Here is a 24,068-nt window from a genome sequence, read left to right on the forward strand (position 1 = left end):
TTCGCTTCAGTATTTTCATACTGCGTTAGTCAGATAGTGGTGGGTCTGACAAGACTTGAACTTGTGACCCCACGCTTATCAAGCGTGTGCTCTAACCAACTGAGCTACAGACCCTCAGATACATCTTCATGAAGAACAACTTGTTGTGGATTCTTACCGATCGTCAATCTTTCGTTAAGGAGGTGATCCAGCCGCAGGTTCCCCTACGGCTACCTTGTTACGACTTCACCCCAGTCATCGGCCACACCGTGGTAAGCGTCCTCCTTGCGGTTAGACTACCTACTTCTGGTGCAACAAACTCCCATGGTGTGACGGGCGGTGTGTACAAGGCCCGGGAACGTATTCACCGCGGCATTCTGATCCGCGATTACTAGCGATTCCGACTTCATGGAGTCGAGTTGCAGACTCCAATCCGGACTACGATCGGCTTTTTGAGATTAGCATCCTATCGCTAGGTAGCAACCCTTTGTACCGACCATTGTAGCACGTGTGTAGCCCTGGTCGTAAGGGCCATGATGACTTGACGTCGTCCCCGCCTTCCTCCAGTTTGTCACTGGCAGTATCCTTAAAGTTCCCGGCTTAACCCGCTGGCAAATAAGGAAAAGGGTTGCGCTCGTTGCGGGACTTAACCCAACATCTCACGACACGAGCTGACGACAGCCATGCAGCACCTGTATCAGAGTTCCCGAAGGCACCAATCCATCTCTGGAAAGTTCTCTGTATGTCAAGACCAGGTAAGGTTCTTCGCGTTGCATCGAATTAAACCACATGCTCCACCGCTTGTGCGGGCCCCCGTCAATTCATTTGAGTTTTAGTCTTGCGACCGTACTCCCCAGGCGGTCTACTTATCGCGTTAGCTGCGCCACTAAAGTCTCAAAGACCCCAACGGCTAGTAGACATCGTTTACGGCATGGACTACCAGGGTATCTAATCCTGTTTGCTCCCCATGCTTTCGTACCTCAGTGTCAGTATTAGGCCAGATGGCTGCCTTCGCCATCGGTATTCCTCCAGATCTCTACGCATTTCACCGCTACACCTGGAATTCTACCATCCTCTCCCATACTCTAGCCAACCAGTATCGAATGCAATTCCCAAGTTAAGCTCGGGGATTTCACATTTGACTTAATTGGCCACCTACGCACGCTTTACGCCCAGTAAATCCGATTAACGCTCGCACCCTCTGTATTACCGCGGCTGCTGGCACAGAGTTAGCCGGTGCTTATTCTGCGAGTAACGTCCACTATCCTAGAGTATTAATCTAAGTAGCCTCCTCCTCGCTTAAAGTGCTTTACAACCAAAAGGCCTTCTTCACACACGCGGCATGGCTGGATCAGGGTTGCCCCCATTGTCCAATATTCCCCACTGCTGCCTCCCGTAGGAGTCTGGGCCGTGTCTCAGTCCCAGTGTGGCGGATCATCCTCTCAGACCCGCTACAGATCGTCGCCTTGGTAGGCCTTTACCCCACCAACTAGCTAATCCGACTTAGGCTCATCCATTAACGCAAGGTCCGAAGATCCCCTGCTTTCCCCCGTAGGGCGTATGCGGTATTAGCAGTCGTTTCCAACTGTTGTCCCCCATTAATGGGCAGATTCCTAAGCATTACTCACCCGTCCGCCGCTGAATCCAGTAGCAAGCTACTTTCATCCGCTCGACTTGCATGTGTTAAGCCTGCCGCCAGCGTTCAATCTGAGCCATGATCAAACTCTTCAGTTTAAAATCAGTAGTAGCTTAAAGGCTACCAATCTTGGCTCATCAATTTTCTGACAAATATTTCTCAAATAAACTTCGAGTAATTTCTACCATCAATCAATGAAAATAATTTCGATCAATCAACCAGTAAAAATCCACACAAGTTGTTCTTCATAATCTCTTAATGATCTTTCTAATACCTCGTCAGTATTAGAAGCTGGACTTCAATAAACTTAACAACTCAGCACTTCGTACTTCGTTCGTTTCCGTCTATCTCGTCGGTATGGGTGCATTCTAGAGGATTTCAGAATCATTGCAACCCTTATTTTCAATTAATTTGCACGGGTGTTTGTTTTTTCTACCAAAACCGCCAAAAAACAGTATTTTTATTCATTTTTTAGTCAATTTTAGTATTTTATTTTCATTATTTACTTATTTATCTCTATCTATTTTCACTTCATGGCCGTTAAAGCCTATTTTTTATCATAGCGTTATTAATCGTTATTAGGTCTTTATGGATGGCTCGGTTTAGTTATTTAAAACATTATTGCCTAAGAATTGCCTAAGATCACTTAAATCAGTCAATCATCTGTTAAGTTTCCCCATTTCACTCTCATCAAAAATCGAATTAGAGTTGCTGTATGCAAAAGATTGTCTATTTCAAATTTTGCGCTACATTAATCTGATTCAGTTTATGCATTGATAAGTTATGCGCTTTTTGATTCTTTTGGTTCTACTGGTGGTTTTAGGCTTTTTTGCCTCACAACGCATTTTCAACCCCCAACTGAATCACAACTCTGTCGCTGATCGTATTCAACATCCCTTTGACACGCGTTTACGTTATAAAATTGGGCACATCGATCCACGCTTTCATATCAGCGAAGCGCAACTCAAAAATATCGTACAACAAGCCACTGATATTTGGTTTACCGGCACAGCGCAACAATATTTTGTTTATGACCCGAACGCACAACTTAGTATTAATTTAATTTATGACCAACGCCAAGCAGAATCAGAAGCTCGTCGTGCTGAAATCGCGCGATTAGAAAGCACAAAAACTATGACCGATGCTGAACGGCAAAAGTTAAAACAGTCTCAATCAACATTAGACCTGCAACAACGTGAAGTCGAATTGCTTAAAGCTCATTATCAATCACGTTTAGAACATTACAATCAACAGGTGCAGAACTTTAATCAATCTTCAAATCAAAGCGCAGCTTATCGTGACTATTTAGAAAGCCTGAAACAACAACTGCAAAATGATCAAATCAATGTACAACAGCATATTGACCAGTTTAATGCCAATGTGCTCAGACTGAATCAACAGGTGAATAGCATCAACCACATGAATGCTCAATTCAACGCTTCAGTTGATCATTTTAATTCACGTTTTCAACCGCGCCAGTTTGATAAAGGTATTTTTAATGGTCGTGAAATTAACATTTATGAATTTCAAAATTTAGATGACCTAAGACTTACCTTAGCGCATGAATTGGGGCATGGTTTAGGCTTATTACATAGCGATGATCCTGAATCGCTAATGTATCCGATTTTAGAAAAGCAGAATTTTAAAGATTTTCATTTAAAAGCAGCGGATATTGCCCTACTCAACTCACGCAAATAGCCAATTTTAAAGTTGTATAGTTAAAAACCATATTTTTTATAGGTATTTATTGTAGACAACGCCCATTTCGAATGAATCATGCTATTGTGTTTGCACGCCATATGGAGGAGAAAGGACGTGAGTTATTATCATATTATCCTAGAAGTAAATGATCATATCAGCACGATTGAGCAAACTCGAGATATTGAGATTTTTGATATCGTAGAAATTCAGCCTTATCTTTTCTCTATTCTACAACCTTACTTTAATCAACAGCTGATTGAACTTGAAGATGAAAATATCAAATTCGAAGATGTGCTTCATTTGCAAGTGAAACAGACGTTATTGCCTATACAAGATTTAATTGTAGAAGAACAAAAACAATTGCCGAGCGATACAGATGTCACGATTACTGCATATGAAATCTTTAATAATCGTGAACTCAGCCAAGATGTGACTCATGTGATTTTTGATGTGCTTGATGCCGTTAAAATCGATCACTCGAATCTTTAAGATCATTCTGTAAAACCATCATTCACCAAAAGCTAAATTGTGCTTTCAAAATGGTTAGTATTCAAATCGTTATATAGTCATATTCACCCTGTAGATATGCCAGTATCAAAAAGGTCTGCAAATGCAGACCTTTTTGATAGATGATATTTTTTAAAATACACTAAATTTTATTTCATCAAGGTCTTAGCGGCTTCATTTCGAAAAGCGCGTAAAATTTGCTGGCCTGCACGTCCTGTCGGATTGAGTCCTAAACGGGTTTGTTCCTGACGAATCGCTTGACGGGTTTTGTCCCCAATCAATCCATCCGCCTCACCAATATCAAAACCACGTTGAATCAAGTAATTTTGAATTTCACGGCGTTCTGCACGTGAGGTGCCTGCATCTTCGGTTGGCCAAGCTTTGCTGAATACAGATTTGCCTTGCAAACGATCGGACAAATGCGCAATGGCTAAGGCATAACTTTCAGCTGCATTATAACTATATATAGCATCGAAATTTTTAAACACTAAGAAGGTCGGACCTGACGCACCTGCTGGCGCCAATAACCCTGCCGGGGTACTGTCTGAAAGTGAACCCTGCGCTAATGCTGAACCATCGACACGTACATAACCATTGTTGACCCAATAACTCAGTGGTTTTTTATTTTTCCGACTTTCACCTTGTATCGATACGCCATCCGGTACTTTAACTTCAAAGCCCCACGGTTGCCCAGTTTGCCAACCCCGTTTCTTTAAGAAATTTGCGGTCGATGCCAACGCATCTGAAGTACTCGACACCAAATCTCGTCGACCATCGCCATCGAAATCTACCGCCAATTCTTCATAGGTACTTGGCATAAATTGGGTATGTCCAAATGCCCCCGCCCAAGAGCCTTTGAGTTGACTTTCTTGCAAGTCACCCCGTTGCAAAATGCGCATAGTGGCAAAAAATTCAGATCTAAAATAGGTTTGACGTCGCCCTTCACAGCTCAATGTGCCTAAAGCTTGCAGTAAAGGATATTTCCCAGAAATATCACCAAAATTACTTTCAACTCCCCACACTGCAACCACTGTTTCAGCAGGTACACCATAGGCTTGAGCTACACGTTTCAATACATCTCGATGTTGACTGAGCTTTTGTTGCCCCACGGCAACACGTTCATCATCTACCAGCCCCGACAAGTAATCCCAAATCGGGGTTGAAAATTCAGGTTGGTAGTTCAGTTTTTCAATCACGGAATAATCTGGGCTTAAATTCTGCGTATAACGATCATAGCTTGCAGCACTCACACCTGAGCTCACAGCTTGAGAACGTAAATTGGCAAGACAACTTTTAAAACGGTCAACTTTAGATGCGGTTGAATATGCGTCATTGCCGTATGCATAGTTACTATTTTCAAAAATCACATTTTCAGCGCTAACACTCGGCGCAACGCTGGACACATTTTTTCCGTTAATCACCAACTCGGCATTGGCTTGTGATACAGCTAAAAAGATTGAAGTAAAGATGACTGAGGAGCGAATCATAATTTTCCAATTTTAGTTTTAAGTTCAAGTTATCCGCTTACCTTAGCATTCTATCGCCTGAATTAAACATCCAAATCGTAAATTTAAATTCATATTCCCTCCTTTAAATTCATTTCAGCCATTTAAATTCATTTGCCTACTTTTAAATTTAAATTCACTTTTTTAAATTTATTGTTTTTGAATTTAAATTTGAAGGAAATTAACCGGTGTGGATAAGTTTATTTTAAAAGTGGATAAGTGATACAAGCTATTGCATCAGCAGGGTTGGTGGGTTTTAAAGTGATGATTTTCACTGTTTGAATTTAAACCCGCTTGTTTAAATTCAAACCTCAATTTTCTAAATTTAATTTTTTGAATTTAAATTCAAAAGCCATCGATTTTTAAATTTATAATTTGAATTCAAAACCAAACTTTTTAAATTTAATCATTAAAGCTTTGAATTCAAATCCTGCAAACTTGAGCACTTTGATTGCTGCTTTTTTGAGTGGGTTATTTTTTCTTTTTTTTGCTAAAACAGAAGTCAAGATTCAACAAAATGAAATTAAATGTATCGTTTTTCGCTTTTTCTATATATCAGCGAATGATCATTTTAAAGACTTGATGTTTTTGAAAAATCCCGATAATCGCTGGCTTTTTCAAAGAGGCGCAATCATGCCTGAATCGCAGACAATAAAAAAGCGACCACTTTTGTGATCGCTTGATTTAACGCCAGTTTTTGCTTTAGATGGTCATATCTTGAGTCAATGCCAAAGGATTCGGCAAAATTGACGCCAATTGACGGCATAAAACAGTCAATTGCGTAGTGTCTGTCGGCATGAGGGTGATGTGACCAATCTTGCGACCAGCACGTTCAGTTTTGTTATAGAGGTGTAGATGCGCACCTTCTAAAGCCAAAACGTCTTCAGTTTTTGGATGTTGTCCAATGATATTCACCATTACCGTTGGACGAATCACCTCAGTTAAACCCAATGGCAAACCTGCAACTGCACGCACATGGTTCTCAAATTGAGAACACACCGCACCTTCAATCGACCAATGCCCTGAATTATGCACACGCGGTGCCATTTCATTGGCATACAAACCTTTGTCGGTTACAAACAGCTCAAGGGTTAATACACCGACATAGTTCAAATGATTGAGCAGGCGAGTGATGTAATCTTGCGCCACAGGCTGTAAATCTGCGCTGTTAGGTGCAGGGACAATTGAGTGCGATAAAATCCCATTGTGATGATGATTCTCTGCCAGTGGCCATGTTTTCACATCACCATTTTGACCACGTACCGCAATGATCGACACTTCACGTGAGAAAGTCACAAAGCTTTCTGCAATCAGTGAACCCGCAGGACCCAGCTCTTGCCAAGCTTGATCGATTTGATCTGCTGAACGCAGCACAAACTGACCCTTGCCATCATAACCGCCTGTTGCCGTTTTGAGCACGATGGGTAAACCTAAATCATTCACCGCAAGCGTTAAAGATTCAAGTGAATCGACTGCTTGATACGGCGCAACAGGAATCGCCAATTCATCAAATAATGCTTTTTCAGAAAGACGATTTTGTGCAATAGCTAAAGCTTGACGCGGTGGATGCAGGTCTTTTTTTTGAATCAGTACATCGACATCTTTCAGCGGTGTATTTTCAAACTCTAAACTAAAAACATCTGCACTTTGGATAAATTCAGCCAAGCCATGTTCAGCTTGGGTTGAGTAGACTTGACCCAAGGCAGCCGAAGGGCAATCTGTATGGGCTTCAAAGAAAGTACATTGAATGTTAAGCGGTAAAGCGGCTTGTGCCATCATGCGACCAAGTTGACCGCCGCCAAAAATACCGATGGTTTTATCCATGAGCTGTGTCCCTGATTAAGCTGAACTTTAGATTTGACCTGGAATGTTTTTGCTTGCCACTTTTTCAGTTTGTGCAGCACGAAAATCCGCAACATTTTTGGCAATATCAGGGCGGGTTAAACCTAAAATTTGTGCCGCCATGATTGCAGCATTGGTCGCACCGGCAGGCCCAATCGCAAGTGTACCGACCGCAATCCCTGCAGGCATTTGTACGATAGAAAGCAATGAATCGACACCGTTTAAAATCGATGATTTCACCGGTACACCGAGCACAGGCAAATCAGTTTTTGCCGCACACATGCCGGGTAAATGTGCTGCACCGCCTGCACCTGCAATAATCACTTGAATGCCACGATCTCGTGCAGTTTCAGCATATTCAAACAAACGGTCTGGGGTACGATGTGCAGACACCACTTCCGCTTCAAAAGGAACGCCAAGCTGAGTCAGCATATTGGCAGTATGTTCTAGTGTTGCCCAATCTGATTGAGAACCCATGATAATTCCAACGAGAGGTAAAGCATCTTGTGTTGCGGCCGCATTCATTGCTTATGTTCCAGAAACGAAAAGTAAGGAAGGTTAAATCTCAGCGTTAAGCCAAGCTTTAAATGAATCAGAAGAGCCACATTATAGACTGTTTTTACAGCGCACCAAAATTTAACAGTCAAAGCAAGGCTGTATTTTTATTGTTTTTTTCAGAAATTATTAAAAATTTAAACGAAATTTGCCGTCAAAATTTACCCAAGCAATTTTATTGATTGCGAAACACAAAATAGATGCAACCTAGCAGACAACAACCCGCCCACAAATAGTCGAGTTTAAATGGTTGTTTAAACAGAAAAATCATAAAAGGCACAAACACGATCAGGGTCACCACTTCTTGGGTGATCTTCATTTCACCAGTGCTCCAACCTTGTTGAGCCAACATACGGGTCGCTGGAATCATAAAACTATACTCCAGCAAGGCAATCGCCCAACCAAATAAAATGGCTTGCCAAACAGGAGCATTGTGTAAAAATTTAAGATGCCCATACCATGCCAAGGTCATAAAACAGTTTGAAATAATCAAAAAAATAAAGGGTAGGGACATGGCAAAATCGTGTCTTAGAGGATGTCGATATTTTACGTTGAATTGACGGGTTTTCACTGCCTCATGGGTTTATTTTTTACAAAAAAATTTCAGATCAAATCATTTATTTTCATGGCTTAAATTCAACTCAGAATATACAAGAATCACTATCTTTTCAGCAGAACCCTTGCTATCGTTGCCTTTAAATCAAATCAACCTTTTAAATCAAATTTATAATGACAACACCACAACAACAAAGTGATGTGTCTATAAAAGCAGTGGAGTGAGAACGAATGCATCTGCATATTTTAGGTATTTGCGGCACCTTTATGGGTTCATTGGCACTGTTAGCACGTGATCTGGGACATAAGGTGACCGGTTCAGATGCAAATGTTTATCCACCGATGTCGACCCAACTTGAAAATGCCGGTATTACTTTAATGCAGGGCTATGACCGGAGTCATTTGCAACCGACACCTGATTTGGTCATTGTCGGTAATGCCATGAAACGTGGCATTGATGCTGTGGAATATATGCTTGATCAAGGCATGCCGTATATTTCTGGACCTCAGTTCCTTGCCGATCATGTTTTACAAGGTAAGCATGTGCTCGGTGTTGCAGGCACACATGGTAAAACCACCACCACCACCATGCTCGCATGGGTCCTCGATCAAGCTGGTTTAGAACCGGGTTTCTTGATTGGTGGTGTACCTTTAGGCTTTAAAGAAAGTGCACGTTTAGGCGGTGGAAAATACTTCTGTGTTGAAGCCGATGAATACGATTCTGCGTTCTTCGATAAGCGTTCTAAGTTCGTACATTACCATCCGAAAACAGCGATTTTAAATAACCTTGAATTTGATCATGCTGACATCTTTGATGACTTAGCTGCCATTCAAAAACAATTCCACCATTTGGTGCGTACCATTCCAAGCCAAGGTCGCATTATTGCGCCGATCACTGAAACCAATATTGATGAAGTGCTAGAGATGGGCTGTTGGACGCCTGTGGTTCGCACCAGTCTAGATGCCAATGACCAATCTGAACTTTATGCAGAACAGTTATCTGCTGATGGTTCACACTTTAAAGTGCTTCAACACGGTGTGGTAAAAGGTGAAGTGAAATGGAATATGACCGGTCAACATAGTGTGGCGAATGCTTTGGCGACGATTGCTGCGGCTGAACATGTCGGTGTTTCGATTGAAACTGCCTGTGAAGCCTTATCGAATTTCGGCGGGGTAAAGCGTCGAATGGAATTGCTCAATACTGTCAAAGGGATTGAAGTATATGATGACTTTGCTCATCATCCAACAGCGATTGACACCACGCTTGAAGGGGCACGTAAACGCTTAGGCGAACGTAAACTTTGGGCGATCATTGAGCCGCGTTCAAATACCATGCGTATGGGCAGTCACAAAGATGGCTTAGCACATTCAGCTCGTTTGGCGGATGAAGTGATTTGGTATCAACCTGAAGGTTTAGATTGGGATTTGCAACCAGTGATTGATGCGTCTCCAAACAAAGCGGTGGTTGCGCGTAGCTTAGATGACATCATCAGCACTGTGGTTGCTGAGGCAGGTGAGGGCGATGCAGTGGTGATCATGTCCAATGGTGGTTTTGGTGGTTTACATCAAAAATTGATTGCTGCCTTAAAAGCTTAAATTTTGTTGTATTCAAGCCCGCAAAGCGGGCTTTTTTATTTTTAAGGCTTAGATCAATTCTTCATTCGATCTTTAAAAAAAATTCTGATACCCACGATGATTTAAGCCTTTTTTAGGATGTGATTTTTCATCGGCTTGTTGCATTTTCAAAAGCAGTTTTAAAAAATCATGTATGCCAGTCTCATCTAACTGATGCGGTAAAAAACGACTTAAACCCTGCTTTTCAAAGAACTGTCTGACTTTGCCATGTTGATTCACATATTTCATTGACCATTGTGAAAAATGAATCTGATCAATCATATGATCCTTAAAACGATGGATATCAGTATGTCGAGGGTCTTTTGCGATGTTGGCAAACAATGACTCTAAAGCGCTCTTCTCTCCCTCCAAACATTGGAAATACACCCCCTCAGCATAATACAGTACCCCATAAATCTGATGAGCTTCATTGAACGATCTGGCTTGAGCCAAAATATCACTCAAGTCTTGTAAAAGATCATAGTCACGTTCCACACGGCGACTGGCATAACAAAGTTGTATCAGCATAATTAATCCATTTTTTTCATTATTTCGATGCTTTAAATTGAAACTTTAAAACCATCATTATCGAATTTTATTGATTATTTTTTAATCAATCGTAATTTTCTGCTTACAGCGTGTTTTATCTTTAACGTCTGACTTTTTGGTGGTGAATAGCTGATAATGCTCGAACTTGAGCAGTAGCATCACGATTTAAAACAACAGCCACTCAAGTATTTCTAATGAATTAAAACCATCACCATAGCAAGTTGGGGCAAGCCTATGTTAAAGAACATGATGATCACCTTAATTCTTCTATGCGCCTATTTGAGCACGATGATTGTATTTAAACAATTCGGTCTAGAAGATGCTTTTAATCTGGTTTTATCATCGATGCTATTAGGTATGACCCTTAAAGCTTTGGTCAATCAGCCTGTATATTTGATCACTGTCATGCTGTTTCTCAGTGTTTTATTTAGCGTATTGCAAGATTTGATTTCTATTCCGATCATGATAAGCAGTGTGTTGTTTGGTCATATTGCGATTCATTTTTTGGAAGTTCAAAAACAGAAAAATCTGCGTGCACAGCGCCGTCCTAAAGATGAAAATCGCGAATTTTTAAATGAATAGTGACATTATTAATTTAAAGCAACGCTTTTATTTTAAGCCCATCGGTTTACTGGGCCTGAACATCAGCAAAGCTTTGATCTCGTTTAAACATGACATCGACATAAGAGCAGGTCGGGACAATCTTGACCTGTTTTTGACGTGCAAATTCCACCAAAACATCGAGCAATTGACGGGCAATGCCTTGTCCCCTTAAGGAATGATCTACCCAAGTATGATTGGCGATCATTTTGTCTTGTTGATCCCAGACATAACTGATTTCTGCGACACGTTGTCCTTTGCTGTCTAAAGCATAAAATTCGCCACGTTGGCCATTGTCTTGATGTTGGAAATCCATAGCTCATCTCAAAATAAATGGGTTTTAGGAAACTTAATTTAAAAAAAGGAATGCTTGGAAAAGCAAATCGTTAAAAAATGATTAGCCAAAAAGCACATCGTGAAGAGATGGATCTTTATTAAATTCTGATTTGGCAAAAGGGCAGAGCGGTAAAATTTTCACCTGTTTTTGACGTGCAAGCTCAACGGCATGATCCAGTAAATGTCGACCGACATGTTGACCGCGTAGTGAATCATCCACCCAAGTGTGATCGATAATAAATTTATCTTCACCCGCCCAAGAATAGCTCATCTCTGCCAAATGCTGCTCTGCTTCACCAATATAAAATTCGCCTTTGCTGCCATTATCCTGATGTTTAATTTCTAACATTGCTGTTCCTCAAAAGATGCTTTTTCAAATTAATTATGTTTTATTCCGATTTTTAAACTGCCATGAATCTGCACTCATTACTGTTAATTTTTATTATTCTTGTTTGAAATGATCAGCTTAATACAAGGCTTCAAAATCAAATCTTAACTTTATTGCATTCAGCACCTACACTAATACGACTTTATTTAAATCTCTTTTCGATGACTTCTTCAGTGACACAGCAAACTCCAAGTCCCTTACAACAATGGATCAGTGTGATTAGTTTGGCTTTCGCAGCCTTTATTTTTAATACCACCGAATTTATTCCTGTGGCCTTACTCAGTGATATCGGACAAAGTTTTGCCATGCCTGCCACCGATGTCGGCATCATGATTACCATTTATGCGTGGGTGGTGGCACCGATTTCACTGCCCATTATGCTCCTGACCAAAAATATTGAACGGCGCTTTTTACTGATTGCATTATTCGTGGTGTTTATTTTAAGCCATGCGCTGTCTTATATCGCTTGGGACTTTAATATTCTGCTTGCCAGTCGCATTGGCATTGCCTTTTCGCATGCGTTGTTTTGGTCGATCACCGCATCACTTGCAGTGCGCGTTGCACCCAAAGGCAAAGAATTCCAAGCCCTAGGACTGCTGGCAACAGGAACCGCTTTGGCGATGGTTTTGGGTATTCCGTTTGGACGTATGATTGGCGAAGCCTATGGTTGGCGCAATACCTTTGGATTGATTGCGCTGTGTGCTGCACTGATCTGTTTAATCTTGGCAAAAAGTTTACCCAAATTACCGAGTCTCAATTCAGGCTCACTCAGTAGTTTAAAAGCTTTTATCAAACGTCCAAGCTTAATGCTGGTTTTCGCACTCACAGTGATCATCATTACGGCGCAGTTTACCGCCTATAGTTATATCGAACCCTTTAGCCTGAATATTGCCCATTTCAGTTCAGCGCAAACCACAACCTTACTGTTGATTTATGGTGGGGCAGGGCTAATTGGCTCATTCTTATTTGGCAAATTGGGGGGTAAATTTCCCAAGTTATTTATTCCGTTAAGCTGTGCCATGCTCGCCGTGTCAATGCTGATGATTTTACCCTTAGCAGGATCTGTATGGAGTCTCACCAGTTTAAGTTTATTTTGGGGCATGAGCATTATTATTTTCAGTTTAGCCTTACAGGCCAAAACCCTGAATTTAGCTTCAGATGCCACCGATGTCGCGATGGCAATTTATTCAGGTCTTTATAATGTCGGCATTGGCGGTGGTGCGCTACTCGGCGGTTATGTGAGTTTACAGTTGGGTCTCAGTCAAATTGGTGTATTTGGCGGCATTTTGGCTGTGATCGGAACGCTTTTGGCATTGTTCTTGGTACAAAGAAAAGACTTTTTTCAATAAGTCATAGCATCTAAGTTATTCAATATTCGATTATTGTCTCTATATGGTGGGTGAGTGACCATTTAAATGATAAAAACATGACCTGTTTTCCAAAATTGCCATGATTTGTAAGATAGGCTACATCTTAGGTTCAATTGTTTTAAATTGAATTTTATTTAAGGTTTATAATACAAAGACTTGTCGTTTTATTTGGAAACTCCCACCATGGATCTTACGACTATCTTAATCATTTTTTTGATTATCATGGCTGCTTTATTAATTGCCTCTCTTATAAAAGACCGTATGAGAGACCCTTTTAAAAAGTAATACTGCTTGTAATTCTTTCTCTCTCATGCGATGATTTGTTCAAATTTACAGCGCGTTTGCTGTAATCCAAGATTTGAACAAGGGGAGTAGCCTCCTCCAAACGTTAGTATTAATGAACTTTTTTTTAATTCTAACGTGTCAGCATATCGTCATTACACTTTGAAAAAAGTCGGTATCTGAGCAGTTGAAGCTTTTTTTATAAAATTTTCAGCTGTAGGCAAGACCTTGATCATGTTGTTTCAGATGTTTTATTTCATCTGGCAACTGGTCAAGGTTTTTTTATGCCTAGACCCTTTGCCAGATATGGAGATGAGTATGGAATCCATTGGCAACTTAGGGTTGTATTTAGCATTTTTTGGCATCGTGTTGGTGATGTTGGTCATCGACTTTTTAGGGTTTAAACAAAAGCAAGGACAAGACGTTCAACTTAAAACAGCAGCCTATTGGAGTGTTGCATGGGTCACTGTGGCAAGCTTATTTGGGGGAGGATTATGGCTGTATTTACAACAAACTTCAGGTATTCAAATTGCCAATGTCAAGGTGATGGAATACTTTGCCGGTTATCTGCTTGAGAAATCTCTGGCAATTGACAATGTCTTTGTCTGGCTGATGATTTTCGCGGCCTTTGCTATCCCACCTGCGCTGCAACGTCAGTTACTGCTGTACGGCGTTTTAGGGGCGATTATTCTCAGAACCATCTTTATTTTTATTGGTGCGTGGTTCGTTCAAGAATTCTCTTGGGTGCTGTATATCTTCGGTGCTTTCTTGGTGTGGACAGGCTTTAAATTCCTCAAAGGGCAGGAAGAAGAACCCAATATTGAAGAAATGCCGATATTAAAATGGTTACGTAAGCACATGCGCATCACGCCAAGTATGCAAGGAAACAAATTTTTCGTACGAGAAAATGGTGCACTTTGGGCAACGCCGTTATTTTTAGTTTTAATTTTAGTCGAAGCTTCTGATGTGATTTTTGCCGTAGATTCGATCCCTGCAATTTTTGCTGTCACCTCAGACCCATTCATTGTCCTCACCGCAAATTTAATGGCAATTTTAGGTCTGCGTGCGATGTTCTTTTTACTCGCTGGTGCAGCGTCTAAAATGCATTATTTACCCTATGGTCTTGGGATTATTCTATTATTCATCGGTTTCAAGATGTTAATGCTCGATGTATTCCATATGCCGATTTGGGCGTCATTGGGCTTTATTATTGTGACCTTAGCTGTAACAGCATGGTTATCGATTCGCCATAGCAAGAAACATCACGACATCACCTTATAACAGCATCCTTAAAAAGATAAAAAAGGAATATATGAAAAAGCCTTTCTAGTGAAAGGCTTTTTTTATAAAGCATAAAGATATCATGATCATTTCAAGTGCCATGATTCATCATTTGCAACTTTGGCCAGCGCTGTAGAAATAGCTTTTCATCGCGTCTTTTAATGAATCCCGCATAACTGACTAAGGCAGGATTCCAACGTAATTTCAACTCAAATAAATCCGTTAAGCCAAACGGCGCAACGATGTCTAATTGATCTCCCACATTTAAACGTACAGCAACAGCTGTGGCTGTTTCAGGCCATAGCGAAAGCGCATGTTCAATCGATTTCAGCGGGGCAATGGATTCACCATTATCCTTTATATACCAGTGATGAACCGTCGCTTGGTTGGTAATATCCCATTGCATATTGGGATATAAACGGGTCATTTCTAAGCTCACTTGATGCGCTCGTACATTAGCTTCATCGGGATCATAGAAAATAACATCCACTTCAGTACCATTTAAATCATATTCAACGTCATGTAAATGCGCCCAAACCGTATTACGAATGATCCCTGCGGCAATATAGGCATTCGGCTCAACAGAATGTAAGGCCTTTAAAATCGACATGATCATACGGTTCTTTAAGATCAATGCTTCGAGCTGTTGTCGATAATGTTTTTCTAAAGATAAAGTCATAATTTAAGCCTTGAGCAATTAAAAATAAGCAACGAAAAGACAAGCTTCAAAAACATCATTCAAATCTGACATCAGCACTTAACCAAGCCATCAACAATCCATCAAAAAGACTGCAACAAGCCATCAATTTGGCAGGGAAATTGCTTGAATTAGCATATCTTATGCCAAACATTGTTGAAGCATTTCTTTGCTCTGCATGCAGACCATGACAACGTAAGATAAATCAACGCACTACATTTCTAGAACGTGTTTTACGTTACAATCAATCGAAAAAATCAACAACGCAGGTTAAAAATGTCTTCTGTTCCAATGACTGCCATTCGTGGCCGTTTCCTTGATATTCAGAATACAGTTGCCCAAGCGCGTGATATACACGACCAAGTGCGATATGTAGAAGATGGTCTACTTCTTACCGAAAACGGTAAAGTCAGCTGGTTTGGTGAATGGCAACAGGGTCAGCATTTAGTCCCTGAATACATTCAGGTTGAATATTATCCCGATCAACTGATCGTACCTGGTTTTATTGATACCCATATTCATTTTCCACAAACAGAAATGGTCGGTGCCTATGGTGAACAGCTTTTAGAATGGCTCGACACTTATACATTTCCCACTGAAATTCAATTTTCAGACAAAGCCTATGCCGACAAAATTGCACAGTTTTTTGTGCAAGAACTGCTCAAAAATGGCACCACCACCGCACTGGTTTTTTGTACTGTACATGCTGCATCCGTCAATGCCTTGTTTGAAGCGGCAGAACAGCATCACATGCGTTTAATCGCAGGCAAGGTGATGATGGATCGTCATGCACCTGACGCACTCTGTGATACAGCAGAAACCGCCTATCAAGACTCTAAAGCGTTAATTGAAAAATGGCATGGTAAAGGTCGTAACCTGTATGCGATCACACCACGTTTCGCACCAACGTCAACCCCTGAACAATTGGCAAAAGCAGGGCAACTCAAAGCCGAATATCCTGATGTGTATGTGCATACCCATCTAAGTGAAAATAAAAATGAAATCACATGGGTGAAAGAATTATTCCCTGAACAAAAGGGTTATTTGGACATTTATCATCACTACGGCTTAACCGGTTCAAAATCGGTGTTTGCGCATTGTGTGCATTTAGAGGAGGAGGAATGGGATTGTATGCACGATACCGATTCTGCGATTGCCTTTTGCCCAACCTCAAACTTGTTCCTTGGCAGTGGTTTATTTCCTTTGAACAAGACTTGGGAAAAACAAGTTAAAGTCGGTCTAGGGACTGATATTGGTGCAGGAACCTCGTTTAACCAACTTCAAACCTTGAATGAAGCCTATAAAGTTCAGCAACTGCAAGGGGACAAACTCTCGGCTTTTGAGTCGCTCTATCATGCCACTTTAGGCGGTGCCAAAGCCCTGAACTTAGAGAACATTTTAGGCAACTTTAATATCGGTAAAGAAGCAGATTTTGTGGTACTCAATTTGAAAGCAACAGCGTTACAGACACTGCGTCAAGAACGTGCTAAACATATTGAAGATGCCTTATTTGCCTTATTCACCATGGGCGATGATCGAAATATTGAAGCCACTTATATCTATGGACAGAAAGCCTATGCGCAAAACGTCTGAACAAAAACAGCAAAATCAGCAGAAAACCTCCAAGAAAAAGTATCTTTTGATGGGTGGAATATTTGTCCTGTGTGCCTTGATTCTGAAACGTGATGCGCACTAGACAGGCAATGTTTACATATTCAATTCCCAAAAAAGATGCATCTAGGCAGGATATGTTTTAAAATTAAGGCATATTTCAGGTGTTGCGAGTCAACACCTTTTTTAATTTCTGAATTGTTGTTTTAGGTATCTACCCATGACCGTTGAAATGAAAGTAATGATTTCTGCTGAAGAAATTCATGCAAAAGTCTTGGAACTCGGTAAACAAATTAATGACCATTACGCGAACAGCGACAAAGAGTTGGTATTGATCGGCTTACTGCGTGGTTCTGTTATTTTCATGGCAGATTTATGCCGTGCGATCAGCAAGCCACACGAACTCGACTTTATGACAGTTTCAAGCTATGGCGGTGGTACCACTTCATCTCGTGATGTCAAAATTCTGAAAGATTTAGATGGCGAAATTCGCGGTAAAGATGTGCTTGTGGTTGAAGATATTATTGACTCAGGCAACACCCTAAGCAAAGTGATGGAAATTTTGGAAACGCGTCAACCAAATTCAATCCAACTCTGTACTTTGGTCAGCAAACCTTCACGCCGTGAAGTTGAACTCGAGGTTCAATTCTTAGGTTTTGAAGTGGAAGATAAGTTCATTGTGGGTTACGGTCTCGATTACGATCAAAAATATCGTCATATTCCATTCATTGGTGAAATCGGTCTTTAAGATCAATCACCCAATGAGATACCTCAATAAGCACACAATCAAGCGACTCCGGTCGCTTTTTTTATGTTGGATTGCATCGATATATCAGTCCTTGTCCAAGCACATGACTGCACAAAACACCTACAATTATTAGCAATCTCAATCTAGGCATGCTAAGTTAAATCCTTGATTATAAAAATACCAATTCAATTTCCTGCACCTATTAAAATTGACAAAAAAGGGAGAATGTCTATGTGGTCATTGATTGTCGCTATTGTGATTGGCTTTATTGCCGGTCTGATTGCACGTGCGATTCATCCTGGAGATGACAAAGCAGGTTTCATTGTGACAACGTTACTCGGGATTGTGGGTTCTTTGCTTGCAACCTATGGTGGTCGTTTATTGGGTCTATACCCAGAAGGTTCTTCAGCAGGTTTTATCGCCTCTGTGATCGGTGCGATTGTGGTGTTGTTTATCTACAACTTGGTCGTGAAAAAAACCTAATCTAGATCATTTAAAATCAAAAAATAAAGCACCGATCTCGGTGCTTTATTGTTTCATAAAGTGTTCAAGAATCAATCATGAACTTTAACAAACCCACTTAAATCCCGAGTTCTTTCCAAATTTTCTCAATTTCAGCAGCAGGATAAGCCCCTGTCACTTTTAAACCATTAGAGAAAATAATCGCAGGCGTGCCTTGTACGCCCAATTGACGACCCAGTTGTAAATTACGTTCAATTGGATTGGCACAATCCGCTTTTACATTGGGTTGTTGACCTTCAATAATCAAACTTTTCCATGCATATTCTTTATTAAATGAACACCAGACTTTTTTAGATGGCTCAATCGATTGTGCTTTGATTGGGAACATAAACGTATAAATCGTCACGTCTTTCAGCTGACTTAAATTGCCTTCTAAAGTTTTGCAATACGGACAGTTTGGATCTGAAAAGATTGCAATTTTATGCTGTCCTGTACCACGAACCGTTTTAATCGCATCTTGCAAAGGTAATTGGCTAAAACTCGTTGAATTCTGACCCACCACCAAATCTTTGGTTAAATTCTTCTGATCTTTCAATCGAATCATTGAACCAAAAAATAAATGCTCGGCTGCTTCATCGACATACACCACTTGATTGTCTAATGTGCCGCTATAGACATTTTTCATTTCAGTAGCTTTTAAATTTTCGATTTTTACTTTCGGGTACTTTTGTGCCAACTTGTACTTCACTGTATCTACACTGGCAAATACAGGTGAACTCAATAAAGCTGTCAATGTGAAAGTAAGTGCGACAGGTTTAAGCATGGTTTTAAAAGACATGGGGCAGGGCGCTAAGATATCTACAAATGACTTCTTATTTTAAACCTTAATTTTTAAGACATGTACGCTTTATTGTATCTATAACATCGGATTACACGATATGTTTCACGTGGAACTTCATTATCCCCCATATCACCGCTTAATTTGATTATTTAAAAGTCGTTTTATTAATAATTTTTCAGCATTTTTTATCTATGAAGAAATCATATTATTTTAATTTTCAAGTGTATACGTAAAAAAACACTGTGTTGAATCTGAAAACAAATGAGTTCAATTGAGTACAACCCATATGGCTAATGGATTCAATGAAAGTCTTTAAATACATTTCATCAAACCCATCATCAAATTATTGTGAATCATTATTTACCGATACAGAACGACCCAAAGATTTTCCCAAGTAAATCATCTGCACTAAAGTCACCGGTAATTTCACCTAAGGCATTTTGTGCAAGTCGAAGGGACTCTGCTACCAGCTCTCCCGCTTGGAACACCACCAATTGTTCACGTGCCTCAGCCAAATAATGCTGAGTGCGCTTCATTGCATCTAAATGGCGTGTACGAGCAATAAAGGTATCTTCTTCAGGTTGGAAGCCTGCATGCGCTGTAATCGCGTCTATAAGCGCTTGAACACCTGTTTCTTGCTTCGCCGACACCGTAATATGTCTAAAACCATTTAAGTCGGTTAAAACGGCAGGCTGACTCGTTAAATCACATTTATTACCAATTAACATGAGACGTTTTGCATCAATATGTTCAGCAAAATAATGCTGTGCCAACTGTAAAGGATCTTCACCTTGGCTTAAGTCATAGACCAATAACAGCAAATCGGCATTTTCAATTTCTTTAATGGCACGGCGAATCCCTTCTTTTTCCACGATATCGCCTGTTTCACGCAAACCTGCTGTATCGGTCAAGGTCATTGGCATGCCATTAAGTGTGATCTTTTCATGCAAGACATCACGCGTAGTACCCGCAACATCGGTCACAATTGCACGTTCCACCCCTGCAAGTGCATTCAGTAATGATGATTTACCGGCATTCGGTTTACCTGCAATCACCACCTGTAAACCTTCACGTAACAACTGACCTTGGCGTGCAGATTGTTGAACGGCCGACACAGAGGAAGTCACGTCATCCAACAGATTTAAAATTTTACCATCTGCCAAAAAGTCGATTTCTTCTTCCGGGAAATCAATGGCCGCTTCAACATGCAGACGTAAATGTACCAATTTCTCAAGAACGGTATTGACCTTGGTTGAAAATGCACCTTGCAAAGAACGCACTGCTGAACGGGCAGCTGCTTGGGATGTTGCATCGATTAAATCGGCAATCGCTTCAGCTTGCACCAAATCCATTTTGCCATTTTCAAAGGCACGCATCGAAAACTCACCCGCTTTGGCAGCAATCGCTCCCAACTCAAAGAGTCGCGCTAACAATGCATTTTGAATGACAGGGCCACCATGACCTTGTAACTCCACCACATCCTCACCCGTGAATGAATGTGGATTTGGGAAGCAGATCACTAGACCCTCATCCATAATCTCACCATCTGCATCTAGAAAATGATGAAATGCAGCAAAACGTGCAGGAGGAAGTGGCTTTTGAATCAGTGCTTCAGCAATCGCATATGCCTTTGGACCTGACAGACGAATGACCCCCACGCCACCACGACCTGGCGGTGTAGCAATAGCAGCAATAGTGGTTAAATGTAGTGGGTTCGTCATGTAAATCTTCTCAAAATTAAGGCAATAAAAAATCCGCTTAAGAATACCATCTTAAGCGGATCGATTCAGCTATTCAGAGGACTAGTTCTCTGGATTTGCTTGCTTCAACGCGATTTCTTTATCAATGCTACGTTTGATCAAGGTCTGCTGAAGAATGGTAATACTGTTATTACAGATCCAGTACAACACCAAGCCCGCAGGGAAGAACAACATAAACACAGTGAAAATGATCGGCATAAATTTGAACACTTTCGCTTGCATTGGATCAGCAGGTTGTGGGTTCAACGCTTGTTGAACATACATGGTAATCCCCATTAACAATGGCAGAATAAACCATGGATCCATTGAAGATAAATCTTGAATCCAACCTAACCACGGTGCATGACGAAGTTCAACTGACTCCATCAATACCCAGTACAACGCAAGGAAGATCGGCATTTGCATTAACAAGGGTAAGCAACCTGACAATGGGTTGACTTGCTCACGTTTGTACAGTGCCATCATTTCTTGAGAGAAGCGCATACGGTCTTCACCGAACTCTTCTTTCATACGTTGCATTTCAGGAGCAATCACACGCATCTTCGCCATCGAACGATAGCTTTTTGCAGACAATGGCCAAAGAATTAATTTCACCAAGACCGTCAATAAGATAATTGACCAGCCCCAGTTGTTTACGATGCTATGGAAGAATTGCAGACCCAAGAACAAGAGTTTTGCAATCGGCCATAACCAACCATAATCAACCGTTTGGTTTAAACCTACCGCCAAATCTTTCAATTCAGATTGAATTTTTGGACCCGAATAGAACGTTGCATCAACGGTCATGCTTTTACCAGCAGGCACATTAATGGTTGGAGAAGTAAAGCCAATGATGTTCATGCCATCAGCAGATTTACGAGACTCTAACTTCGCTGTGTATTCTTGTGTACCAAAATGACCAGGAATCCACGCACTCACAAAGTAATGCTGAACCATAGCCACCCAACCGCCTTTGGCGTCGGTATTCAATTTTTCTTCAGAGAAGTTGGCAAATTTTAATTTGTTGTAATGGTCATCCGGTGTACCCCATGCGCCGCCTAAGAATGTACCAAGGGTGAAAATCCCTTGATCAGACTTACCTGGGTCTTCTGAGTTATCACGTTTGATTTGACCAAACATCTGACCTTGCCAGTTTTGTGCACTACGGTTCACCACCTGATAGCTGACATTAACTGGATATTCACCTTTTTTGAAAGTGAAGGTCTTAATAATTTCTACGCCATCAGCAGATTTGAGTACCATCGGAACCGATAAGACTTGTGCACTTTTACCGTCAACAGTCGCATTTTTCGCATCTGCTAAAGTATAGTTCGCCTTCTCAAATTCAAATGTTGGACGTCCAGCACGGTTGCTGTCAGGTCCATTCAAACCAATCAAACCAGACTGTGCCACGTAAGTACGTTTAGCATCATTTTCAAGCATCACAAACGATTCATCGCTGTTTTTGCTCTTGTCATGGTTGAGTAATTCAATACGAACAATATCGCCACCTTTAGGACTAATCCAAAGATGATAAAGGTCAGTTTGTACTGAAATAAGCTGTTGGTTTACAGCAGCAGTAGGTGCAGCTGTGGTGTGTTGTGCAGCAGCAATATTTGCTTGTGGCAAGTCTGAAGAGACCGCTGGTGCTTGGCTATTCGGCAAATCTGCAGATACATCATGCGCCACAACAGCAGCCGGAGTCGACTGAACTGCAGTTTCTGCATGACCATAATCTTTTTGCCAAGCTAAAATAAGCAAATATGCGGTGACGAACATGGCCCCGAGAATTGCAAACCTGGCCCATTGTTGCATATCGATTACCCCAAATGGTTAGAGTGATTTTGGTTCAAAAAACGCTCACGCAAGGGTACATGAACGTGAGTCATTTGAGAATCTATTTGCTGAAATGAAATAAAACGAATTGCTTTCTTGGGAACAGGATCATAACCACTTCCACCCCACGGGTGACAGCGACAGATACGTTTAGTCGCGAGCCACGCACCTCGAATTGAGCCATGCGTATGGATTGCTTCTAGCGAATATTGAGAACAGGTTGGGATGTAACGACAACGAGGTCCAAGGAGCGGACTAATCGCAATTTGATAGAAACGAATCAACCAATGCAATATACGAACCATTGGCCATCTCTAATTTTGAGGAGGGGATATAGCTATTTTATGATGTTTTTTAACGAGACGTTGAAGCTTCTGCCACGCAAACTGTAACTGCTTATGCAATTCGACATTGGGAATCGCTTCAATACCCACTTTAGGCATCACCACAATATCCAATAGGTCTAATTCCTGCTGATGTAAGCGAAAACTTTCACGTGCAATACGTTTTATTCGATTTCTTTCATGCGCACGGCGCACTTTTTTCTTAGCAACAACAATACCTAAACGGCTTTTCGGCTGTTCAGTACATTTTGCTAAAAAAAGGAAATGGGGTTGATGCACTTTAAAAAGCGCACCATCGAATACACTTTTATAATCTGCAGCACAGCGGATTCGTACCTCTGGACTGAAACTATAAAATGTCATACCACCCATTGTGTCGATGAGACTAACCGAATTAAACAGTTAGGCTATGACGACCTTTAGCACGACGACGCGCTAAAACTTGACGACCTGCTTTAGTTGCCATACGAGCGCGGAAACCGTGAACACGTTTACGCTTTAATTCAGATGGTTGAAAAGTACGTTTCATGTCGAAACTCCAAACTTGGTGTTCTATAAAGGTTCGCGATTGTATTGTGCATTGTTTGTGCTGTCAATCAATTACAGAGAATGTTACATAAATTCGACTTTCTAAATGGAAAATACGATTTTGCATTTCAGATTAAAAAATTGATCAAAATAACAGTTAACAACAACATAAGTCATTATTTTATAATGTTAATATAAGATATCCATACCAATATCCACAAAGTTATCCATAGTGTTATGAGCAATTTCTCAATCGGTTTTAAATTTGAATTTAAATTCGTAAATAATTCGTTTATCCACAGATTCTAGTTTTGTTATTATATAAATTCAAATTTATAAATTTAAATTTATTATTATTAGGGAGCTGTTTTTCTGTGGAAATCATAGTTTTAGTTTTTAAAAACAAAATCTTATGATGTGGATAACCCTGTTTTTATAGTTTTATTAATTTGGGGATAACTTTGACTTTTATTTTATCCACAGCTTGTGGAAAAGCTTATCCACATGCTGTTTTTAAATTTAAAAATCGATTGATTTGAATATTTTTACTGATATGGTCAAG

Annotated in this window: 23 protein-coding genes, 1 tRNA gene and 1 rRNA gene; 9 read left to right on the top strand and 16 right to left on the bottom strand. The window is 40.6% G+C overall.

Annotation, left to right across the window (positions count from 1 at the left end):
• Window positions 1-37: 37 nt before the first annotated feature.
• Together G8D99_RS15375 and G8D99_RS15380 are read right to left on the bottom strand one after the other, a co-directional pair.
• Window positions 38-114, bottom strand: a tRNA-Ile gene (locus tag G8D99_RS15375).
• 61 nt (window positions 115-175) lie between these two features.
• Window positions 176-1,713 (bottom strand): 16S ribosomal RNA (locus tag G8D99_RS15380).
• A 685-nt stretch (window positions 1,714-2,398) separates the two neighbouring features.
• Between G8D99_RS15380 and G8D99_RS15385 the strand changes: the two genes are divergently transcribed.
• Both G8D99_RS15385 and G8D99_RS15390 read left to right on the top strand, forming a co-directional pair.
• Window positions 2,399-3,313, top strand: coding sequence for a matrixin family metalloprotease (locus G8D99_RS15385; RefSeq protein ID WP_166327372.1), 915 nt, complete (start codon window positions 2,399-2,401; stop codon window positions 3,311-3,313).
• 117 nt (window positions 3,314-3,430) lie between these two features.
• Window positions 3,431-3,805 (top strand): hypothetical protein, encoded by a 375-nt coding sequence (locus G8D99_RS15390; RefSeq protein WP_406741501.1) that lies wholly within the window; start codon window positions 3,431-3,433, stop codon window positions 3,803-3,805.
• 167 nt (window positions 3,806-3,972) lie between these two features.
• Here the strand turns inward: G8D99_RS15390 and G8D99_RS15395 are convergent, their stop codons facing one another.
• The 4 genes from G8D99_RS15395 to G8D99_RS15410 all read right to left on the bottom strand — a co-directional run bounded on the left by G8D99_RS15395 (window position 3,973) and on the right by G8D99_RS15410 (window position 8,239).
• Window positions 3,973-5,310: a lytic murein transglycosylase gene (locus tag G8D99_RS15395; RefSeq protein WP_166327376.1), complete on the bottom strand. Its 1,338-nt coding sequence runs from the start codon at window positions 5,308-5,310 to the stop codon at window positions 3,973-3,975.
• A gap of 720 nt (window positions 5,311-6,030) precedes the next feature.
• Window positions 6,031-7,152 carry a 5-(carboxyamino)imidazole ribonucleotide synthase gene (locus tag G8D99_RS15400; RefSeq protein ID WP_166327379.1) on the bottom strand — a complete coding sequence of 374 codons (1,122 nt, stop codon included), beginning with the start codon at window positions 7,150-7,152 and terminating at the stop codon, window positions 6,031-6,033.
• A 27-nt stretch (window positions 7,153-7,179) separates the two neighbouring features.
• The gene (gene purE / locus G8D99_RS15405; RefSeq protein ID WP_166327381.1) at window positions 7,180-7,695 is read right to left on the bottom strand and encodes a 5-(carboxyamino)imidazole ribonucleotide mutase; all 516 of its coding nucleotides are present in this window, start codon (window positions 7,693-7,695) and stop codon (window positions 7,180-7,182) included.
• Window positions 7,696-7,900: 205 nt separating this feature from the next.
• The gene (locus G8D99_RS15410) at window positions 7,901-8,239 is read right to left on the bottom strand and encodes a DMT family protein (RefSeq protein WP_166327383.1); all 339 of its coding nucleotides are present in this window, start codon (window positions 8,237-8,239) and stop codon (window positions 7,901-7,903) included.
• Window positions 8,240-8,511: 272 nt separating this feature from the next.
• Here G8D99_RS15410 and mpl point away from each other — a divergent pair, with 272 nt between their 5' ends.
• Window positions 8,512-9,876: a UDP-N-acetylmuramate:L-alanyl-gamma-D-glutamyl-meso-diaminopimelate ligase gene (gene mpl / locus G8D99_RS15415; protein WP_166327385.1), complete on the top strand. Its 1,365-nt coding sequence runs from the start codon at window positions 8,512-8,514 to the stop codon at window positions 9,874-9,876.
• A gap of 72 nt (window positions 9,877-9,948) precedes the next feature.
• Here mpl and G8D99_RS15420 read toward each other — a convergent pair whose 3' ends face one another.
• Complete coding sequence (locus G8D99_RS15420) at window positions 9,949-10,422, bottom strand: BLUF domain-containing protein (protein WP_227554340.1); 474 nt, start codon at window positions 10,420-10,422, stop codon at window positions 9,949-9,951.
• Window positions 10,423-10,677: 255 nt separating this feature from the next.
• Between G8D99_RS15420 and G8D99_RS15425 the strand changes: the two genes are divergently transcribed.
• On the top strand, window positions 10,678-11,025 hold the full coding sequence (locus G8D99_RS15425; RefSeq protein ID WP_166327387.1) for a hypothetical protein: 348 nt from the start codon (window positions 10,678-10,680) through the stop codon (window positions 11,023-11,025).
• 46 nt (window positions 11,026-11,071) lie between these two features.
• On the opposite strand, the gene G8D99_RS15430 is transcribed toward G8D99_RS15425, so the two are convergent.
• Together G8D99_RS15430 and G8D99_RS15435 are read right to left on the bottom strand one after the other, a co-directional pair.
• A complete protein-coding gene (locus tag G8D99_RS15430) occupies window positions 11,072-11,359 on the bottom strand; it encodes a GNAT family N-acetyltransferase (protein ID WP_166327389.1) in 288 nt (95 codons plus the stop codon).
• An 81-nt stretch (window positions 11,360-11,440) separates the two neighbouring features.
• The gene (locus G8D99_RS15435) at window positions 11,441-11,728 is read right to left on the bottom strand and encodes a GNAT family N-acetyltransferase (RefSeq protein ID WP_166327391.1); all 288 of its coding nucleotides are present in this window, start codon (window positions 11,726-11,728) and stop codon (window positions 11,441-11,443) included.
• Window positions 11,729-11,928: 200 nt separating this feature from the next.
• Between G8D99_RS15435 and G8D99_RS15440 the strand changes: the two genes are divergently transcribed.
• A complete protein-coding gene (locus G8D99_RS15440; RefSeq protein ID WP_166327393.1) occupies window positions 11,929-13,116 on the top strand; it encodes a sugar transporter in 1,188 nt (395 codons plus the stop codon).
• A 621-nt stretch (window positions 13,117-13,737) separates the two neighbouring features.
• Window positions 13,738-14,700: a TerC family protein gene (locus G8D99_RS15445; RefSeq protein WP_166327395.1), complete on the top strand. Its 963-nt coding sequence runs from the start codon at window positions 13,738-13,740 to the stop codon at window positions 14,698-14,700.
• 91 nt (window positions 14,701-14,791) lie between these two features.
• Here the strand turns inward: G8D99_RS15445 and G8D99_RS15450 are convergent, their stop codons facing one another.
• Complete coding sequence (locus G8D99_RS15450) at window positions 14,792-15,379, bottom strand: nucleotidyltransferase family protein (protein ID WP_166327397.1); 588 nt, start codon at window positions 15,377-15,379, stop codon at window positions 14,792-14,794.
• A 294-nt stretch (window positions 15,380-15,673) separates the two neighbouring features.
• Between G8D99_RS15450 and guaD the strand changes: the two genes are divergently transcribed.
• The 3 genes from guaD to G8D99_RS15465 all read left to right on the top strand — a co-directional run bounded on the left by guaD (window position 15,674) and on the right by G8D99_RS15465 (window position 18,239).
• A complete protein-coding gene (guaD, locus tag G8D99_RS15455; protein WP_166327399.1) occupies window positions 15,674-16,990 on the top strand; it encodes a guanine deaminase in 1,317 nt (438 codons plus the stop codon).
• 238 nt (window positions 16,991-17,228) lie between these two features.
• The gene (gene hpt / locus G8D99_RS15460) at window positions 17,229-17,756 is read left to right on the top strand and encodes a hypoxanthine phosphoribosyltransferase (protein WP_166327401.1); all 528 of its coding nucleotides are present in this window, start codon (window positions 17,229-17,231) and stop codon (window positions 17,754-17,756) included.
• Between the two features lie 231 nt (window positions 17,757-17,987).
• The gene (locus G8D99_RS15465; RefSeq protein WP_166327403.1) at window positions 17,988-18,239 is read left to right on the top strand and encodes a GlsB/YeaQ/YmgE family stress response membrane protein; all 252 of its coding nucleotides are present in this window, start codon (window positions 17,988-17,990) and stop codon (window positions 18,237-18,239) included.
• A gap of 97 nt (window positions 18,240-18,336) precedes the next feature.
• Here the strand turns inward: G8D99_RS15465 and G8D99_RS15470 are convergent, their stop codons facing one another.
• The 6 genes from G8D99_RS15470 to rpmH form a co-directional block, all read right to left on the bottom strand.
• On the bottom strand, window positions 18,337-19,041 hold the full coding sequence (locus tag G8D99_RS15470) for a DsbC family protein (protein ID WP_166327840.1): 705 nt from the start codon (window positions 19,039-19,041) through the stop codon (window positions 18,337-18,339).
• Between the two features lie 374 nt (window positions 19,042-19,415).
• Window positions 19,416-20,780: a tRNA uridine-5-carboxymethylaminomethyl(34) synthesis GTPase MnmE gene (gene mnmE / locus G8D99_RS15475; protein ID WP_166327405.1), complete on the bottom strand. Its 1,365-nt coding sequence runs from the start codon at window positions 20,778-20,780 to the stop codon at window positions 19,416-19,418.
• A gap of 81 nt (window positions 20,781-20,861) precedes the next feature.
• Window positions 20,862-22,613 carry a membrane protein insertase YidC gene (yidC, locus tag G8D99_RS15480; protein ID WP_166327407.1) on the bottom strand — a complete coding sequence of 584 codons (1,752 nt, stop codon included), beginning with the start codon at window positions 22,611-22,613 and terminating at the stop codon, window positions 20,862-20,864.
• Between the two features lie 5 nt (window positions 22,614-22,618).
• On the bottom strand, window positions 22,619-22,939 hold the full coding sequence (yidD, locus tag G8D99_RS15485; RefSeq protein WP_166327409.1) for a membrane protein insertion efficiency factor YidD: 321 nt from the start codon (window positions 22,937-22,939) through the stop codon (window positions 22,619-22,621).
• Between the two features lie 9 nt (window positions 22,940-22,948).
• Window positions 22,949-23,341 (bottom strand): ribonuclease P protein component, encoded by a 393-nt coding sequence (gene rnpA, locus G8D99_RS15490; RefSeq protein WP_166327410.1) that lies wholly within the window; start codon window positions 23,339-23,341, stop codon window positions 22,949-22,951.
• 31 nt (window positions 23,342-23,372) lie between these two features.
• Window positions 23,373-23,507, bottom strand: a complete 135-nt coding sequence (rpmH, locus tag G8D99_RS15495) for a 50S ribosomal protein L34 (RefSeq protein WP_000831329.1) — start codon at window positions 23,505-23,507, stop codon at window positions 23,373-23,375.
• Window positions 23,508-24,068 lie beyond the last annotated feature (561 nt).

This window comes from Acinetobacter lanii (assembly GCF_011578285.1).
Taxonomy (GTDB): Bacteria; Pseudomonadota; Gammaproteobacteria; order Pseudomonadales; family Moraxellaceae; genus Acinetobacter; species Acinetobacter lanii.